Below are 18,089 nucleotides of genomic sequence, written 5' to 3' on the forward strand. Positions count from 1 at the left end.
CTATGTCATTTTTTAAGCGTCTTTTTTCGCCAAAGGCAGTTGCCGTTCCGAAATCCGGCAAACCCGATAATACCCTTGGGTTTGAGCAGATATTGTTATTTACGGGACTGGCTGAAAAAGGAGATTTTCCGACCCTTGAGGAGGCCTACCGCACTGCTCCATGGCACGAACAGTCTCTGATTATAGAGGGCTTAGCGAACCAGCCGGATGCTCAGGCAAACCTCCTGGAAGCCTGGATGGGCAAACGGCCGGATGCCCATTTGCCCTTTTTGCTGATGGGTGCTATTCTGACGAAAGAAGCCTGGGATGCCCGTAGTTCAAAACTGGCGAAAGACGTAAGTCCTGAGCAGGCCAGCGCTTTTTTTGATCTGTTGAAAAGTGCCCGCGCAGCCCTGATGGAAGCTATTGAGCGAGATGGAAATGATCCCCAGTGCTATTCGCGGATGTTGCCTGTACTGATGGGGCTGGAAGAGGAAGAGGAGGTACTGATGGCTTATTTCCGGCAGGCAAAAACATTGGTACCGTCGCATCTGGGTGCCCATATGGCTATGCTGAATGCCTTAACGCCAAAGTGGGGGGGAAGTCATGAGCAGATGGATACCTTTCTGACCACGTACTGTGACGTAAAGACCTGGCCGCTGCTAACCGGCGTTCACCTGTCGGCGATGCTGGAAAAGTGGATACAGCTGAATTTTGACGGGCAGGAAGAGGCATTCCGGACCTATTTCGATGATGCGCAGCGTAAGCAAACGGTTTTAGCGCTTTACAAAGCCTATACCGATCCGGAAAATGTTGGTTTACAGACCTACATTACCAGGAACTATTTTGCCTTGCTGCTCATTAGAACCGGAGAAAAGGAGCTTGCCCGCCAGGAAATCAGGAAGCTTGAAGGCCGTATGACCATGATGCCCTGGAAACTGGTAGGCATTCATAACTATGCGACGCTCAGTCGGCTGTAGAGTAATTTCAAACAGATTTTTTCAATACACATTATGGATATTTCAGTTAGCGAATTAAAAGAACGCCTTGAAAAAGGCGAGAAGCTGAACTTCTTTGACGTCCGGGAGCCGAATGAATATGCAGAAGATAACCTAGGCGCTACGCTTATTCCGCTTGGCGAACTGCCTTATCGTATTGACGAGCTGGACGGCTTACAGGACGAAGAGGTAATTGTTCATTGCCGTTCGGGTGCCCGGAGTGGCCGTGCGCAGCAGCTGCTGGAAGAAAACGGATTTAACAATGTCCGTAACGTAACCGGTGGCATTCTGGCCTACCGCGCCCTCTAACAACAGACGGGTTGCAGAACGGCCTAACCGCACTGTTCTGCAACCCATGCCAGAATGCCGTTCAGATCATCAGCCGCAAACCAGGTATAACTCCCCTGATGCCTGAACCAGGTAAGCTGGCGTTTGGCATACCGCCGCGAATTCCGCTTCAGGAGTTCAACCATGGTTTGGTAATCATACGCTCCATCCAGGTATTCGAAGACTTCTTTGTAGCCTACCGTTTGCAGGGCATTATGTTGCCGGTATTCCGCCAGCGATGATACTTCTTCTACAAGGCCCATATTCAGCATCTGATCCATACGCAGGTCGATACGCCGGTAAAGTTCCTCGCGTGGCCGCTCAAGTGCACAGTAAATTGTTTTGAATGGCCGCGCTTTAACCGATCGCTGCCGGAAGGATGAATATGGCTGACCGGTTGTCAGGCACACTTCCAGCGCCCGGACAACCCGCTGCCAGTTTTGCAGATCAGCTTCTTTTACATAGTCAGGGTCGAGTTGCGTCAGCTGGGTTTGTAACGCCGGTAATCCTTCCGATTCGAGCCGTTGCATCAGCGTATCGCGGATATTTCCCGCCGGGAGTGGAATATCATCTAAACCTGTACAAAGAGCCTGAATATAAAGGCCGGTTCCGCCCGTTACTACCACAATACTATGGTGCTGAAAGAGCTCGTCCAGTAAGGTCAGGGCTTCGCGTTCAAACTGTCCGGCACTGACCAGTTCGGTAACAGAGTGAGAGTCAATAAAGTGATGAGGAACACCTCTCATTTCGCCGGGTGTTGGTTTGGCGGTCCCGATAGATAATTCCTTATAAAGCTGGCGGGAGTCGGCCGAAATAATTTCAGTCTGCAGATGCCGTGCCACTTCAACACAAAGAGCCGTTTTGCCGACTGCCGTTGGCCCTGCAATTACTAATACGGTTTTATTCACGTATGATAAAAATAGTGACTGATAGTTACAAATAGGTGCGTATATGCATCAGGGTTTTTACCGGCTAAAATACGACTTTCAGACCAAACTACGCGATTTGACAACAGTCGGAAATGCTTACGTTCTGAGAATGTTTATTTTATAAAAATAAAAATAAGGTAACATTTGTTGGGCCATCTGAAAGTATTTAGGTATTTTTGGGAAATGTCGAAAATAAGTAGCTACCTTTGTTTGTAGAGGTTACAACCGCCTACAAGTCAGTAAGTTACCTACCCTGGGGTTAGAAAAAAGAAAGTTTTACATGAAGGAGAATGTTTCTCAGCAGCTAATGAATGAGCACGAAATCCGTGTTTTGCGGAAAACGCTTGAAGTAATCTGTGGTAAATGGAGGCTTTTCATTTTATTACATCTGAACGATCAGACCCGTCGCTACGGAGAACTCCGTAAGTCAATTCCTGACGTAAGCGAAAAGGTGTTAATTCAGGAATTAAAAGCACTTATTGAGATAGGCGTTGTTGAGAAACAATCCTACAATGAGGTACCGCCACGAGTTGAGTACCGCTTGACACAGAAGGGGTTAACAGTTCTGCCCCAGCTTCTAAAATTACGTGAGATTGGCGAAATATTTATGAAGTAAGCCACTCCGGAGTTCCTTTTCAACTATTTTGGATGTCGTTGCGTTCTATCATTAACGTAGAACCAACGACATTTATTTTATGCGGGAACGGCGGAATAGTTTACGGATGATAATCGCTTTCGGGCTCCTGGCACTGCTGGTAGCAGGAAAGAACGTAATTCGTTCGGAGCGCGGCCCGTTTTCAAAGATATTGACGTTTGGTGGTTACCGTTTTCAGGTTGATGCATCGGTAACTGAAACGAAACGATTATTGCAGATACGGGCCGTCAGGGGGAATACCTTGCTGACTGCATTTCATCTGCCAATTGACCGGCCGGTGCTGGACGCCCATGTTGCTGATCTGGACGACAACCACTTTCCGGAAATATATCTGTTTCTCAGCAGCGATGGCAGTGGCTCCCTCGGACGGGTCATCGGCTGGCAGTTTCTGAGCCAGCGGAAGGCTGAAATTAAAGCAGAAGGATGGCAGCTTAATGACGGGAGCTATATGGGACATGATAGCCTGTGGATTGAGGCCGGAGTCTTGTGTCGCCGGTTTCCGGTTTACCGGCCGGGAGATGCAAACGCACAGCCATCTGGCGGAGTACGGACGATCCGGTACCAGCTTCAGGCCGCCGGTGAACAGTTTATTCTTAAACCGGCAGGAAATGAATGAGCCCGTGACTAAGACTGACTCATTCGAATTGGTCGAAATTAAAACAATTGATAGCCTACCGTCAGGCTTGCGATACCAAGATATCCGGTTATCCCCTTATCATTGTATACACCCCCAACCGGGACAGCATACCGCAGATCGACTTCCAGCTTGGGTAACGGATTCACCCCTATGCCCGCTTCCAGGGCAAACGTAAAGGGCTTTACCTGCAGAATGCCGGCATCACTGCTCAGCAGATCGGTGGTGCGTTCGGTGGAGACAGGTATGGTCGGAACCCCAATCGAAGAATTCCCGTTGACCTGCCCCGTAATTTTCTGTTTCCCTTCGGCTTTGGCTACAAAAATAAAATTCGGGCCGGCAAAGATTCTCACTTTCTGATTGGCCAGGCGTTTGCCGATCAGAATCGGTACATTCACTGAGTGTAAGCTCGATTCGGAATCGCTGTGTAGTGTCCCCGTAACAAGGCCATTCGGAATCTGCACCGGTAACTGCTGACGGGCCAGTACGGCCAGGGCGTTGACATCAAGTGTCAGATCTGTTTTTTGCTTTAAGACAAACCGGTTGTAAGTGACTTCGGCCTGTAGAAAGAAACTGCCGACATCCTGTCGTCCCCATACACCGGCTGAGTAACCGATGCCGATACCGTTGTTTTTATTTTTAATCTCAGGAATTTGAAGCCCGGTCGAAATAGGTTGTGCTGGGATGTTTGTTGCCCCATGTGTAAAGGTACCACCGGCTTTTACGCCAAAAACGCGTTGTGCCTGTGCTGGTGCCTGCGATAACAGGCTACCAATAAGTAAGCAGGGAATCCAGAAATAGGTTTTCATAAGTACTTTATTTGACTTGGTAGGTTATAACATGTTTTCTTTTGTATGGATTGTGTTAACTTATTGAGTAGCCCAAAAACGAAGCTAGTTAAAATGATGTGTCGTACGCTAAAAAAGCCTGATTCTCTGTACAGATGATGATGGACTTTTCGATGTGTTTTTACATTTTTGCTTCAGTTAACTAGTTATTCACTTAAACTTACAACGTATGGGTCTGCTCAATTTCTTTAAAGGCGTAGGCGAAAAAATCTTTAACAAGGAACATGAGGCTCCGGCAGCTGAACCGGCAAAACAAGCCGAAGTTGAGCCACTGCGGGCCGGTGCATTGCTGGCTCACGTAAAGCAGCTCGGACTCGCATACAATAAGCTGACCATCAAGACAAAAGGTGATACAGTTACCCTGGAAGGCGAAGTAAAGTCGAACGAAGATGCCGAAAAAATCGCACTGGCCGTGGGCAATGTAGAGGGTGTACATGTGGTAGACAATCAACTGGATGTAGTCGAGCCGGAACAGCCAAAAGGCCAGTTCCACACGGTTGAATCAGGCGACACGTTGTCGGCAATTGCCAAAAAGGTATACGGTGATCCGATGAAATACGGTATCATATTCGAAGCAAACAAACCGATGCTGAAAGATCCGGACCTGATCTACCCCGGGCAGGTGTTGCGGATTCCGCAGTTATAATAATAAACGGCCGGTCTGAACCGGCCGTTTATTATTTACCCGATCCGGAAATGCGGATTTTCAATAATGCCTAAGAGATTGCCCATCGGGTCGCGGACTACGGCTACTTTAATGCCGCCGCCAACATCCTGTACGGGTTCCTGAACGGTTGCTCCGAGTTCCAGTAACCGGTTATACATTTCGTCTATCTCACTGACACCCCAGTAGGCGACAGGCGTACCAATGCCCGGGGTTAAGTCCGGATCGAGTCCCAGCTCAAATCCACCGACGGAAAAGCCGACGTAAAATGGCTCGTCAAAATAAGGCGCAATGCCAAGCACCTGTGTATACCATGCTTTGGCTGCTGTCAGATCAGGTGCTGCGTAAATGGTAGTCCGTAGACCCAGAAATCCGCTCATCGTAGTTGGAGTTAAAGGTTTGCATCAATGCGTGCTTCCAGAACGCGTTGTAAATCTTTGGGAACTTCAGAAAGGAAGTCATATCCTGTCATGCGTTCAATGTCTTTTATACTGGTCAGATAGGCCGTCCAGGGCTTGTCGGCTGCGGTTTGCCGGTTTGGAATACTAACGGCAATGATACGGGTATTGGTCGATAGTCTGCTAATATCGTTTGAGCCGACAGGCAATACGACAATGATTTTCCAGAGAGTGGCCGGTACGGTTATTTTACCATCGGCAATCCTGGAGGTTTGGCCCCCTTCGCCTGTTCCGCCCGTTCCGTCGGTTCCGGCAATGATATAGAGTTCATTACCGGCGCTGACCAACTGGCGGGAATAATCCTCCAGGCTTTTCCATACTTCGCGGTTATGGCGGGGTGCTTCCGGCACGATGTTTGTCATCAGAAAGGTAGCGCTGTTGTCGGCAGGAGACCCGTCGCGGTCGTCTGACGGGCAAAGATGCCCGCGATCAAAACCGGAGTTGGTGTAGTCTGAGGTTTTAACCGCATACCAGCCTGCGGGTAAATCAGGGTCGGGCCGGAAGTCGTTACCTCGTTTGACATCGCCTTTCCAGGCCGCGCTCATATGCCAGCTAACCCAGTTGGCGATAGCCCGTTTGCGGTTATACGACAGCGAATAAGCTGGTCTGGTAATGAGGTAATTATCCGGATTGCTGCTGCCGGCCTGACTTGGATTGCCGAGGGCGAGGTTATCATCTTTTGTCGGAGCCGTATTATTGACTACCGTTTTGGGCGCACCCGGTAAGCACCCTTGCAGAGAAGCGGATAAAATGATGAAAAGGCAAAACGTTGGCCAACGCATCAGGCAATTAGTTGACTTTCTAAGCATACTTCGTGAACTTTACGATGGAATTAACCGGACATAGCAAAAACGGTACGCCGGACCAAAAAACTTTTGTAAAATAACTGTATTTATACTTTTGTATGTCGAAAAAAAAACAACCGGCAGCGCCCAAGCCAACGATACAGGCTGCACAAAGTAGCCGACCCACCAACACGGGCGGGCGCGCGGTTACGCCGACCCCAACACCGCCAAGACCAGTCTCCCGACCACAAATAAGTTCGAACCGGTCAAATCGCTCTGCTTCTACATCGGTTGATTTACCCATCGAAAGCAGACCGGTGACGTGGTGGCCTCCATTACTTCTGGCAATCGTCGGTTTTGTTCTCTACATTAATACTTTTGGGCATGGCTACGCGCTTGACGATATCGCGGCTATTAGCCAGAACTTATTCGTAAAATCAGGACTAAAAGGGATTCCGGACCTGTTACGTACCGAATTCTGGCACTTCAGCAATATCTCTCTGGGTTATTATCGTCCGCTATCCCTGATTACGTTTGCTATTGAGCAAGAGTATTTCAAGGATAATCCGGGGATTAGCCATCAGATAAATACGGGCTTGTATGCCCTGACAGGTCTGGTAATCGGCGTGTTGCTGCAAAAGTGGCTGGTATCACCCAAATCGTCAAACGTTAACAGCTCAAAGCGTCAGTCAGACGTACTGATGGCATTCCTGATCGGTCTGATCTTCATGGCACATCCGATCCATACCGAGATTGTGGCCAACATCAAAGGCCGTGACGAAGTACTTAGCTTCCTGTTTATTTCCCTGATGTTGCTGGCACACTTCCGGTACCTGGAAACCAAACAGTGGGGCTGGATTGTCGCTGCCGGTATTTCCCTATACCTGGCCTTCCTGTCAAAAGAATCATCTATCGTGAGTCTGGGCCTGATTCCGGCTCAGCAATACTGGTTTGCCCGTCGTAACATCATTCAGTCACTGGCTGGCTTATGGCCATTCCTGATTGTGGCGGCGTTGTTTTTCTACCAGAAAAAAGTCATGATCGGTACACTGAGTGGTACGCCGCCGGTCGACTGGGCTAACTACCCGTATGCTATTGAGAAAACACAGGGTGCGACAACCTTTAAGTTTCTGATGTATTATCTCAAACTGCTGGTGCTGCCGCATCCGCTGGTATATGACTATTCATACAACGTTATTCCGTCGGGCCGTGGTGGTGATATTCTGGTATGGTTAGGCTTTCTGTCATTCCTGGCGCTGGTATGGCTGGCGTGGAAAGGGTTTATAAAACGTACGTTGTGGGGCTTCGGACTTTACTGGTTCTTCGTAACGATGGCACCTGGTTTAGGCTTTATCTTTATGCGGGGTGGTATCCTGGCCGAACGTTTCCTGTATGCGGCTGTCATGGGCTTTGCCTTTGTGGCCGTGTGGGGTTTGCAAAAGCTGTTAGTGAAAGAGCAATCAACCAGTGAAGAGGTAGCCAAAAAACCATTCCTCGTACAATATGCACCCGTGATTGCCTTATTAGCGGTAGTTACGGGCCTGTATTCGTTCAAGACAGTAGAACGGAACCGCGACTGGAAAAACAACTTTGTGTTGTTTAATTCTGCTCTTCCATACGCACCAAGCAGCTGTCAGGTGCAGCGCCATGTGGCCAACGAATGGATCGAAAAAGGGGTGAAGGACCGCACGAAAATTGACTCGGTGGCCGCTATTGTAAACAACCAGGCTAAGCTGGACTCAGTTTTGAAACTGATGAAAGGCAAAACCAGAGATCAGGTGATCCGCCAGGCACAGGCACTCGTTGACACAAACCAGAAACGGGCAAATCAACATGCACGCTGGGCGCTCGATCACCTGAAAGAAGCAACACAGATTTATCCGGGCTTTGGCGAAGCGTTCTTCTCAATGGCCTATGTCTTCCAGAGAATTACGCCTAACCGCGACTCGGCTGTTTATTACTACAAGCAAACAATCCGTGCTGCTAACGCTTATGCTCCGGCATACAACAACCTTGGCGTAATTTATCAGAATGAGGGTAAAGTACAGCTTGCGTCGTACTATTATAACCGGTCGATGCAGGTTAATCCGGCTTATCAGGATGGTAAAAATAACCATGCTAATCTGAAGCGTCTGACAGGGGTGGACGTAACATTCCTGCCTGATTCGGTACTGGCGAAAAATTAATTAACACGATTTTTATCGGAGCGCAACAGGCACCGCCTGTTGCGCTTTTTTGCTATTACGAACATTTAATCATTTTTTTTGGTTAACCAACAATAATTGCCTGGAAGTGTTATATTTACGATGTACAGACATCCAGTCGGCCTATGAAGAAAATCCTTTACTTTCTACTTTTGTCGGGATTCGCCTTGCCGGGACAGGGACAGAGTACGTCAGATTATTTTCCGGCACAACAACGCCGGCATATTTACGAGAAACTAGTCGCTAAATATGCTCCGCGGACAGACGAGTGGTATATCGGTACGGAAGGCTTCATCCGTACGGACCGGAGCAGCATTACCAATACATTTGCAGGTATTCTTTCTCCCCGCAACGTAAATCAGGTTGGCTGGGGGCTACATATTGGCTATACGTATCGCCAGCAGTGGGGGGTCGAGGGCGGATTTGTCAGCTCGCCGGTCCATAACTCATTTGTCATTAACCGGCATCCTTTTCCAATTGCCTTACGTTATGACAGTGACAAATTTAATTTTATGGTGCGTGGAAAGCGGATGCTGTTACCAACCAGCAAAGTCGGTCTCCGGTCTGGCCTTTGGTTAACTGCCGAAGCCTGGCTGATGCCTAATCGGGGGCGTTCGGTAGATCGCTTTCTGGTGGATGGCCTGCGTTACCGTGATTTTCAGACGTCGCCTGATACCGTTATCATTCGCAGCATGACGTCTACAAATCTTCGCCCGACGGCTACTGTTCAGGTTGGTCTGGAATACAATGCCCGGCTGAGCGATCAGTGGTATGTCAGCGTCTACGGCCGCAGAGCCTGGGGATTCGGTAATGCCGTAACTACCGATATGACCTATCTGGATAATGGTTGGTCTACCCAAACATCGATGGTAAAGGGCGATGGACAGGGATACAGCTTCGGGGTTTCACTGCGCTTTGTATATGCCCAGCGCTATGCATCACTGAACAATATCTTTAAACTAAAAGGAAACAGTCCCCGTAAAAAGGGAATCGCTCTCGTGGAAACGAAAAGCGAGGATTTATAACGGAGTATAGCTTAACAAAAAGTAAGGCGACACAACCATTAGTTGTGCCGCCTTACTTTTTATTGATTATTGAGTGATTTAACCGTCACATTGGGCATAGCGGCCAGAATGTCAAGCATGATCCGGCGGTGATTGGCCCCCACAGCCACGACCACCCGTTTGGCTCCGGCTTCGCGTGCCCGGTTTACGATATTCCGGCACATTCCTTCGTTGCGGAGCTGCCAGAAATGCAGCATCTCACTTACCTCTTTGGCCGGGTAGCCGGGGATATCCAGCATGTATTTACCACCGTAAAAGTTGGCAAGGTGCAGAAACTCGTCGCCTTCAGCAGAGTTCAGGAAGGCGGTCAATTTACCTTGCTTCCCGATTTCCGTTTCCTTTTTGTCGAGCTCCAGATAGCGCCCCATCATCTTTTTATAGCCAAGAACGGTTGCGCCGGCGGTGTCCAGAGACGTCAGGCTTTTTTCAAATTGGCGGAAGAGGGAATTCGATTTATCCCATGCTTTGTCCCACGGCGTATTGTAGGTCTGGCAATCCATCGGTGTCATTTTCTGTACGCCCAGCTGCCGGGCTGCCGGATAAAAGATGGTTGTGTACTCACTGTTTGCACGCAGGCCAAGATTTTTGAGTGAATCAACGGGCCCCAGTATCTTGTTGCAGGCTGCCAGTTCTTCGGGGCCAAGGACAGGCTTTGCTTTATGGATCAGATAGAGCTGGTAATTGGCATTGCTGAAGTCATGTTTGTAGAACAGGGCGTGGGCCAGCTTCATCCGGTCCTGATGAAAATTGGGGTGTTTGGCCAGCACCGCATATTGTTTCCGGATAAAGGCATCGAGATTTTTCGGAGCCGGATAACCCGCCTTTTTCAGGTTGTTCATGATTTTGTCGATGCCTTTCTGGTTCCAGTAGTCGGTCAGAACGTCGTAGTCGGCAGGTGACAGGCTTTCTGAGAAAATAAGGTCTGGCTTATAGGCTACCACGGTTGAAATGACGGGCTCAAATTTTTCGTACTGCGTGTAGTAATTATGCGATGTCCCGATCAGAAACACTTCCACAGGTTGGGCAGACTGGGCAAACGAGAGCAAGGTAGAGGTGGCCAGGAGTAAGGTTGTAATGAGCGTTTTCATGGTCGTTGCGTTTTGTGCGTTGTGAGTTGATGGTGTAAAGTTGCACCCGCCTGATCACCTTCCACGAATCAATTCGACCAACCTGCCCGTCATGTCGGCTAACCCGTCAATAAAACGACCAACGCCCGGAAACAGGTAGTACCTGCTAACCGGGCGTTGGTCGGTAAAATAGGGGTGTTGGTCGGAGATACGCTGTATCTCCCTTCCCCTGATTTCAGCGCAAGGGATAGATATGGGATAAAAAAATCACTTAAATAGCCAGCAGGTTCAGCATTTTCTGCGTGGCTTTAATGGCCGATACGGTCTGATCGGAGTCGAGACCGCGCGTTTTTACCTCCTTGTCGTTTATGCTCCAGGTAATAATTGTCTCGCAGAGTGCGTCGGTTTTACCCCCTGGCGGAATCCGGACGGTATAGTCAGTCAGCATCGGCAAGGGCATTTTCAGCCGCTGGTAGATTTTTTTCAGCGCATTCATAAACGCATCGTACTGACCGTCGCCCTGCGCGTTTTCTTCATAAAGCTGTCCTTTAATCTGTACCTGCAACGTAGCGGACGGCCGCAGCCCTTTTGAGTGGGTCAACACATAATTGACAACCACTACTTTTTCTTCGATCGAGTTGCTGTCGAGAATGTCGGAAATGATGTACGGCAGGTCCTCCCGCGTTACCATTTCCTTACGGTCGCCGAGCTCGATAATCCGTTGCGTTACCTTTTTCAGGTCGGCCGCAGACAGCTTAATGCCCAGTTCCTGTAAGTTCTTCTCAATGTTGGCCTTACCGGATGTTTTGCCCAGCGCATACTTACGCGTCCGGCCGAAGCGTTCCGGCATCAGATCATTGAAGTAGAGGTTGTTTTTGTTGTCGCCGTCAGCATGAATACCAGCTGTCTGGGTAAAGACATTTTCGCCGACAACCGGTTTATTGGCCGGAATCCGGAAACCGGTAAAGGTTTCGACCAGTTTGCTGACCGAATAAAGCGATGTTTCAACAACCGACGTTTTCACCTCCGGCATAAAATCGTTCAGAGCCGCAATCGCCGAGGCCAGCGGGGCGTTACCTGCCCGTTCGCCCATGCCGTTGACCGTCAGATGCAGGCCATTGGCGCCTGCCCGGACCGCTTCCATGACATTGGCAATGCTCAGGTCGTAGTCGTTGTGGGCATGAAAATCGAAATGGCTGTTCGGATACCGGTCAACGATTGATTTAATGAAGGTATACGTCTCATGCGGCGTCAGAACTCCCAGCGTATCGGGCAGTAAAACACGGTCGACCGGTTGCCGGGTCAGAAAATCCAGGAACTGAAAAACGTAATCGGGTGAATTCCGCATACCGTTGCTCCAGTCTTCCAGATACACGTTGCAACGGATATCCTTCGAGCGGGCCAGGCTAATGACCTGTTCAATCTCCCGGAAGTGTTGTTCCGGCGTTTTCTTCAGCTGATGGATCAGGTGATTCATCGAGCCTTTAGTGAGCAGGTTCATCACCTTGGCTCCGGCATCGATCATCCAGTTAACGGAGGTGTCGCCATCAACAAAGGTCAGGACTTCAATCTTGTCAATGCAGCCGTTTTCCTGTGCCCAACGGGTAATTTTCTTCACCGCCTGAAATTCGCCGTCCGACACACGGGCAGAGGCAACTTCCAGCCGGTCCACTTTCACTTCCTTCAGCAGCAATTGGGCAATTGTCAGCTTCTCAGAAGCAGAAAAAGACACCCCCGAGGTTTGTTCACCATCGCGGAGTGTCGTATCCATAATTTCGATAAGACGACTCATTAATAAAGAGCGAAAGAATGAAAGAGCAAAAGAGTGAAAGAAAGAAAAAGACACTCTTTCTCTCTTTCACTCTTTCGCTCTTTAGTACGGCCTTGCGGCTTCAAAAACAGCAATATCTTCCTTCAGTGACCGCAGGTAATCGATATCATCGAAACCATTGGTCATGTTGTGCTTTTTATAGCCATTGATCGCAAATGACTCCTGTTCGCCGGTTGGGACAATGGTGATCGTTTGCTCGGGGAGGTTCACTTCCAGTTCGGCCTTAGGGTCAGCTTCGATCGCAAGGAAAATTTTATCCAGAAACTCCGGGCTAACCTGTACCGGCAGAATGCCGATGTTCAGGGAGTTGTTTTTGAAAATATCGGCGAAAAAGCTCGATACGACGCAACGGAAGCCGTAATCATAGATGGCCCAGGCCGCATGTTCGCGGCTTGATCCGCTACCAAAGTTCTTACCGCCAACCAGAATTTTACCGCTGTAGATCGGGTTATTCAGGATAAAATCTTCTTTTGGTGTTCCGTCGGCATTATAGCGCCAGTCCCGGAACAGATTGTCGCCAAAACCCTTACGCTCCGTTGCTTTCAGGAACCGCGCAGGAATAATCTGGTCAGTATCAACGTTTTCGATCGGCATCGGCACCGCCGAGCTTTTCAATATGGTGAATTTATCGTAAGCCATGATAAAATGAATAATGAAAAATGTAGAATGAATAATGAGTAAGTAGAAGAATGATGAATGTATAAAGGGCGAACTAAGCAACAGCTTGCTGACGAATTATACACGTATCATTTTACCTTGTCCATTATTCGGCAATCAGTTCCCGCGGGTCTGTAACGACACCTGTAACGGCAGCGGCGGCCGCGACCAGCGGACTAGCCAGGAGCGTACGGGCGCCAGGGCCCTGACGACCTTCGAAGTTCCGGTTTGAGGTACTTACCGCATACTTACCGGCCGGAATTTTGTCATCATTCATGGCCAGACACGCCGAACAACCCGGCTGACGCAGCTGGAAACCGGCGTCAGTCAGAATATCCAGAATGCCTTCTTCTTTAATCTGTGCTTCAACAATGTGCGAGCCAGGCACGAGCCATGCCGTTACGTTATCGGCTTTCTTACGGCCTTTTACGATAGAGGCAAAGGCGCGGAAGTCTTCGATCCGGCCGTTGGTGCAGCTGCCGAGGAATACGTAGTCGATTGGTTTGCCAATGATCGAGTCATTTTCAGCAAAGCCCATGTAGCTCAGTGACTTGGCATATGAGGCCGCGCCGTCGAGAACCTGGCTGGCGGTTGGGATATGGTTGGTAATACCCGTACCCAGCCCCGGGTTGGTTCCGTAGGTAATCTGAGGTTCAATGTTAGCCGCGTCGTAGACGTATTCGAGGTCGAATACCGCGCCGTCGTCGGTTTTCAGCGTCTGCCAGTAAGCAACGGCTTTGTCCCAGGCGTCGCCTTTCGGTGCCTGTTCGCGACCCTCAATGTAGGCCAGGGTTTTTTCGTCAGGAGCGACCATACCACCACGGGCGCCCATTTCGATACTCATATTACAAACGGTCATCCGCCCTTCCATCGACAGGTTCCGGAATACATCCCCTGCAAATTCGATGAAGTAACCTGTCGCACCACTCGCCGAGATCTGCGAGATGATATAGAGCACCACGTCCTTGGCAACGACTCCTTTTTGTAGTGTGCCGTTCACGCTGATGCGCATTTTCTTTGGTTTCGGCTGCATAATACACTGCGAGGCCAATACCATTTCAACTTCTGACGTACCAATACCAAAGGCAATGGCACCGAACGCTCCGTGTGTGGAGGTATGTGAGTCACCGCATACGATGGTCATGCCCGGCAGGGTAATGCCGTTTTCCGGCCCTACTACGTGAACGATACCGTTCTTCTGATGGCCCAGACCCCAGTGAGAGATGTTGTACTTAGCTGAATTTTTTTCCAGCGCGGCCAGCTGATTGGCCGAAAGCGGATCGGCTACCGGCAGGTGCTGGTTAATGGTCGGCGTATTGTGGTCAGCTGTGGCAAAAGTCCGCTCCGGATAAAGCACACCGATACCCCGGCTTTCAAGGCCAAGGAAGGCAACCGGGCTGGTAACTTCATGGATAAAGTGACGGTCGATGAACAGAACATCGGGTCCGTCCTCGATTTTCCGGACAACGTGTGCGTCCCACACTTTGTCGAAAAGGGTAGTTGGGTTACTCATAGCGATCGGCAAATAATTCGTATAGGGCAAAGGTCAGAATTAATTGGACAATCGGCATCACGGTACGCGTTCAGTAAATAGCGATTTTGGTTCAAGAGTAATATTTGAGAGGGAAACGGTATTGCTTAAAGTAAGTCAATGATTTTTCCGGCCTCGCGGATACCACTCAGCCAGGCGCCGTGAGCTGTGGAGAAATAATCAATATGCGTATGCTCACCGGCAAAAAAAAGCCGGTTATCGATGGCTTCGGCAAGATCGTCAAAGTGGGTCATTTCTGTGTTAATGGCCGTGTAGGAATAAGCGCCAAAGGTAAATTCGTTGTTTTGCCATTTCGTCCGCAGCAAGGTGGCCGGTTCGGGAATACCGGTGCCGTAGATATCTCTGAGGTGGGCCATGATCTCGGTCACTACCTGCGTATCGGTCATCGTCTCAGTTTGCCGCGCATAGTCGGCATACGCGAATGTCATCAGTGCATTAACGGTGGGCTGGTACTTCCGGACATTAACAAAATAGTTGAATTTATCCCGCACGGCCGGCGTGTACGAAATGTACTGCACATCGTCCCAAAACGCCTTTTCCCAGATAAGCAGAAATTTATTGACGCAGTTCATACCGACGCTCCGGATAGCCACCTGCTTGCTGGCGGGGAGCATGGGCGTAAACCGGATACTTTCTTTTTTCAGCACACCGAGCGGTACCGTTACAATCACATAATCGGCTTCGCTGATGCTGCCATTGTGGGTTATTTTTACGATTGGTGAGCTATAATCAATGGCGGTAACACGCTGGCCGGGGCGTATGTCCAGCCCCTTGGCCAGGTAAGTGGCGATGGTGTCATAGCCGTTGGTCGCGATGGTTTCAACGCCGCTATATTCCTCGCCTTCATTGTAAAGCAACGACGATAGTTTATCCAGATCGCCGGTGTCGAAGGTGACATACGTCGACAGGAAAAAGCGCCAGAGGCGGTCGTTAGCTTTAGTGGGGTAAATGGCATTAAAAACCGACTCAAAGCTTCGGGTATTGCTGCCCTGCTTCATAAGTGAACCCAGTATCGCATATAATTCGTCTTCGGCTGCGTCGTAAACCGCTGCCTTGCGCTTGATACCTCCAATGTCGTAGGATACCCGGCTTTCGTCAACCGTCGGGTAGGTTTGCATGCCGGCCTGTTGCGCCAGTGTTGTCATCGGATTGCCGTCGATCCCATGAATCCAACTGGCTCCTTCATCAAAGGCGATGCCTGTCGACCGGTTTGTCCGCAGGCGGCCGCCAATGGTGTTTTGGGCTTCCAATACCGTTACGATGAATCCTTTTTCGTGTAGCTGTCTGGCCGCTGCCAGCCCCGAAAGACCGGCCCCGATCACCAGTACGCGTTTGGTTTTGGGGTCGGCCACCTCTTTGGAGGTACAGGCAGTTGATAAAAGCGAAGCGGCAATCGGCACCCCCGCCATACTATGTTTTATAAATTTCCGTCGCTGCATCGTATTTCCGGCAAAATCTGTTTGTCTTGTGACGAAAAATAGCCTGCTGTGGTTACCTGCCGGACAGTAGAGACGCAATATTTTGCGTCTCGTTTTGTACATATATTTTGCGTGATTGGCTGCAACCTGCCGGTTAATGAGACGCAAGATGTTGCGTCTCGTTTTGTACGTACATCTTGCGTGATTGGCTGCAACCTGCCGGTTAATGAGACGCAAGATGTTGCGTCTCTACAAGGCTGGAATTGCTTCGGCCAGGATCTCCTGACCGGCTTTGTCGTTATACGTACAGGTTAGTTGCTCCATGCACACCGTCCATTTGTCAATGCCCGATGACCATCCCTGTCGACGGAAATTATACGTCATGCCTGCCTTGTTTTCAGCAATAACGAAGTGCCTGACGTAAGGTTGTAGCGGCCCTGAGGGTAGTATATTTTTCAACAAATGTATTACAGTTTTTCGCCCTTAATCAGCCAGACCGACTTTATCGATTGTTCTTTCAGGTGCACGAACCGCTTCCGTTCTTCGTCTTTGAAGAAATCAGCCAGATCCGATTCGTTATCAAATTCGACCAGGTGAATTTCATAGGGCGTCTCAATGGATTGCTCAATGACGTTTTGCGGCGACAGCCGGTTTCGGAGCAATAAGCGTCCGTTGTATTTGGCAATCAGCGGTATGGCCACCCGTTCGAACGCATCGAAGGTTTCCTCCTGTCCGTCAATAAGATAAATAAGCTGTGTAATGTAGATCATTTTTTCATGTAGAGACGCAACATCTTGCGTCTCGTTTAGTTGTAAACCCTTATCAACGAGTTATTGCGTCTCATTTTGTACGTACATTTTGCGTGATTGGCTGCAACCTGCCGGTTAATGAGACGCAAGATGTTGCGTCTCTACGCTTGTCGTTACCCTGTGCCGTAAACGCATGAACGGTTTTTCGATCAGTATATGCATGGCATAGGCACCTGTCAGACAGGTGATGGTGCAGATGACCAGCATCAGGTTCGGGTGCAGTTCATTACCCGCCAATAGTTCACGTGTCAGGTGAATGATGCCTTTGTGGGTTAAATAGAGCGCATACGACAGGTTGGCCAGCAAAGACGTTACCGGAGAATACCACCGGAATAAAACCGATGCCGGACTGAGGGCCGTACCAACGATACACCCGAAGCCGAGCGCAATCAGCGGAAAGCCAAACACCGAGGCAGAAAACGTCTGCTGATCTTTGCACAGGAAATAAGCCGCCGTCAGCATCAGTAACCCCGGCAACAACAGCCAATTGCCGTAGCTGGCCACCGTTTGCCAGCGGACGGGAGCAAAAACAGATAGAGCAGCAATGGTCACACCGGCCAGCAGACCGTCGAGACGGGTATAGGTGGGATAGTAAATGTACCTGTACCAATACATCCAGCTTGCATCATCTGTCTGAAAGGGACCATATAAATAAACGTAGGACACATACCGGACCGCAAATCCGCCCAGAAAGAAAATCATTAACAGCCACGATGCCCTGCGGAACCGGCCTGTTTGTTGCAGCAGGATCAGGATGAGCGGCAGGAACAGGTAAAAATGTTCTTCCACACACAGCGACCAGGCATGAGAAAACGTACCGGAATCCTTCAGATTCAGGCCGAGATTCTGAGTAAAAGTCAGGAAGCGCCAGAGTGGGGGCAGGGCTTCCCGTTCGCGGAAAGCCGGGAAAACGAAATATAGCCCGACCGTGACCAGATATGCCGGTATGATGCGGAAAACGCGTCTGAGGAAAAAATCCCGGTACGATAATGGCTGACCGGCTTTGATCCGGGCAAAAAGCTGTGCCGCAATTAAAAAACCGCTGAGCACGAAAAACAAATCAACACCCGTCCAGCCGAATTTAGCGACGCCCGGCAACCACTCCGGTTCGCCTTTGCTGATGATGAAATAATGAAAAAAAAAGACAAACATAATGGCCATGGCCCGTAAGTGGTCGAGCCCGTTGAGTCTGGCCGGGTGGATTGACATG

The 18,089-nt window shown here is 49.6% G+C and carries 19 protein-coding genes; 7 read left to right on the forward strand and 12 right to left on the reverse strand.

Annotation, left to right across the window (positions count from 1 at the left end; genetic code table 11):
• Positions 1 to 2: 2 nt before the first annotated feature.
• Positions 3 to 959, forward strand: a complete 957-nt coding sequence (locus tag BLX24_RS24130) for a DUF4034 domain-containing protein (RefSeq protein ID WP_071505786.1) — start codon at positions 3 to 5, stop codon at positions 957 to 959.
• 33 nt (positions 960 to 992) lie between these two features.
• Positions 993 to 1,286 (forward strand): rhodanese-like domain-containing protein, encoded by a 294-nt coding sequence (locus BLX24_RS24135; protein WP_071505787.1) that lies wholly within the window; start codon positions 993 to 995, stop codon positions 1,284 to 1,286.
• A gap of 23 nt (positions 1,287 to 1,309) precedes the next feature.
• On the opposite strand, the gene miaA is transcribed toward BLX24_RS24135, so the two are convergent.
• On the reverse strand, positions 1,310 to 2,212 hold the full coding sequence (miaA, locus tag BLX24_RS24140) for a tRNA (adenosine(37)-N6)-dimethylallyltransferase MiaA (protein ID WP_071505788.1): 903 nt from the start codon (positions 2,210 to 2,212) through the stop codon (positions 1,310 to 1,312).
• A gap of 301 nt (positions 2,213 to 2,513) precedes the next feature.
• Between miaA and BLX24_RS24145 the strand changes: the two genes are divergently transcribed.
• Positions 2,514 to 2,849 (forward strand): winged helix-turn-helix transcriptional regulator, encoded by a 336-nt coding sequence (locus BLX24_RS24145; RefSeq protein WP_071505789.1) that lies wholly within the window; start codon positions 2,514 to 2,516, stop codon positions 2,847 to 2,849.
• A gap of 79 nt (positions 2,850 to 2,928) precedes the next feature.
• Complete coding sequence (locus tag BLX24_RS24150; RefSeq protein ID WP_229201887.1) at positions 2,929 to 3,504, forward strand: hypothetical protein; 576 nt, start codon at positions 2,929 to 2,931, stop codon at positions 3,502 to 3,504.
• 38 nt (positions 3,505 to 3,542) lie between these two features.
• Here BLX24_RS24150 and BLX24_RS24155 read toward each other — a convergent pair whose 3' ends face one another.
• Complete coding sequence (locus BLX24_RS24155; RefSeq protein ID WP_071505790.1) at positions 3,543 to 4,331, reverse strand: outer membrane beta-barrel protein; 789 nt, start codon at positions 4,329 to 4,331, stop codon at positions 3,543 to 3,545.
• Between the two features lie 208 nt (positions 4,332 to 4,539).
• Between BLX24_RS24155 and lysM the strand changes: the two genes are divergently transcribed.
• Positions 4,540 to 5,016, forward strand: coding sequence for a peptidoglycan-binding protein LysM (gene lysM, locus BLX24_RS24160; protein ID WP_071505791.1), 477 nt, complete (start codon positions 4,540 to 4,542; stop codon positions 5,014 to 5,016).
• Positions 5,017 to 5,051: 35 nt separating this feature from the next.
• Here the strand turns inward: lysM and BLX24_RS24165 are convergent, their stop codons facing one another.
• Together BLX24_RS24165 and BLX24_RS24170 are read right to left on the reverse strand one after the other, a co-directional pair.
• On the reverse strand, positions 5,052 to 5,414 hold the full coding sequence (locus tag BLX24_RS24165) for a VOC family protein (protein WP_071505792.1): 363 nt from the start codon (positions 5,412 to 5,414) through the stop codon (positions 5,052 to 5,054).
• A gap of 11 nt (positions 5,415 to 5,425) precedes the next feature.
• Positions 5,426 to 6,274 (reverse strand): DNA/RNA non-specific endonuclease, encoded by an 849-nt coding sequence (locus BLX24_RS24170; RefSeq protein ID WP_143092786.1) that lies wholly within the window; start codon positions 6,272 to 6,274, stop codon positions 5,426 to 5,428.
• A gap of 122 nt (positions 6,275 to 6,396) precedes the next feature.
• On the opposite strand from BLX24_RS24170, the gene BLX24_RS24175 reads away from it, so the two are divergent.
• Both BLX24_RS24175 and BLX24_RS24180 read left to right on the forward strand, forming a co-directional pair.
• Complete coding sequence (locus tag BLX24_RS24175; RefSeq protein WP_071505794.1) at positions 6,397 to 8,463, forward strand: hypothetical protein; 2,067 nt, start codon at positions 6,397 to 6,399, stop codon at positions 8,461 to 8,463.
• Between the two features lie 143 nt (positions 8,464 to 8,606).
• The gene (locus BLX24_RS24180; protein WP_071505795.1) at positions 8,607 to 9,506 is read left to right on the forward strand and encodes a hypothetical protein; all 900 of its coding nucleotides are present in this window, start codon (positions 8,607 to 8,609) and stop codon (positions 9,504 to 9,506) included.
• Between the two features lie 59 nt (positions 9,507 to 9,565).
• Here the strand turns inward: BLX24_RS24180 and BLX24_RS24185 are convergent, their stop codons facing one another.
• From BLX24_RS24185 to BLX24_RS24215, 8 genes are all read right to left on the reverse strand, one after another.
• Positions 9,566 to 10,633 carry a DUF5694 domain-containing protein gene (locus BLX24_RS24185; RefSeq protein WP_071505796.1) on the reverse strand — a complete coding sequence of 356 codons (1,068 nt, stop codon included), beginning with the start codon at positions 10,631 to 10,633 and terminating at the stop codon, positions 9,566 to 9,568.
• Positions 10,634 to 10,883: 250 nt separating this feature from the next.
• Positions 10,884 to 12,383, reverse strand: a complete 1,500-nt coding sequence (locus BLX24_RS24190) for a hydroxymethylglutaryl-CoA lyase-like TIM-barrel protein (RefSeq protein WP_218160717.1) — start codon at positions 12,381 to 12,383, stop codon at positions 10,884 to 10,886.
• A gap of 102 nt (positions 12,384 to 12,485) precedes the next feature.
• Positions 12,486 to 13,082: a 3-isopropylmalate dehydratase small subunit gene (gene leuD, locus BLX24_RS24195; protein WP_071505798.1), complete on the reverse strand. Its 597-nt coding sequence runs from the start codon at positions 13,080 to 13,082 to the stop codon at positions 12,486 to 12,488.
• A 124-nt stretch (positions 13,083 to 13,206) separates the two neighbouring features.
• Positions 13,207 to 14,613, reverse strand: a complete 1,407-nt coding sequence (gene leuC / locus BLX24_RS24200) for a 3-isopropylmalate dehydratase large subunit (RefSeq protein WP_071505799.1) — start codon at positions 14,611 to 14,613, stop codon at positions 13,207 to 13,209.
• A gap of 125 nt (positions 14,614 to 14,738) precedes the next feature.
• Entirely contained in the window at positions 14,739 to 16,091 is a 1,353-nt protein-coding gene (locus BLX24_RS24205) for a flavin monoamine oxidase family protein (RefSeq protein ID WP_071505800.1), read from the reverse strand.
• A 228-nt stretch (positions 16,092 to 16,319) separates the two neighbouring features.
• Positions 16,320 to 16,454, reverse strand: a complete 135-nt coding sequence (locus BLX24_RS34090) for a DUF1398 family protein (protein WP_083422150.1) — start codon at positions 16,452 to 16,454, stop codon at positions 16,320 to 16,322.
• 83 nt (positions 16,455 to 16,537) lie between these two features.
• Positions 16,538 to 16,840 carry a DUF1330 domain-containing protein gene (locus BLX24_RS24210; RefSeq protein WP_071505801.1) on the reverse strand — a complete coding sequence of 101 codons (303 nt, stop codon included), beginning with the start codon at positions 16,838 to 16,840 and terminating at the stop codon, positions 16,538 to 16,540.
• Positions 16,841 to 16,954: 114 nt separating this feature from the next.
• On the reverse strand, positions 16,955 to 18,088 hold the full coding sequence (locus BLX24_RS24215; protein ID WP_071505802.1) for an acyltransferase family protein: 1,134 nt from the start codon (positions 18,086 to 18,088) through the stop codon (positions 16,955 to 16,957).
• Position 18,089: the final 1 nt, after the last annotated feature.

This window comes from Arsenicibacter rosenii (assembly GCF_001870735.1).
GTDB lineage: Bacteria > Bacteroidota > Bacteroidia > Cytophagales > Spirosomataceae > Arsenicibacter > Arsenicibacter rosenii.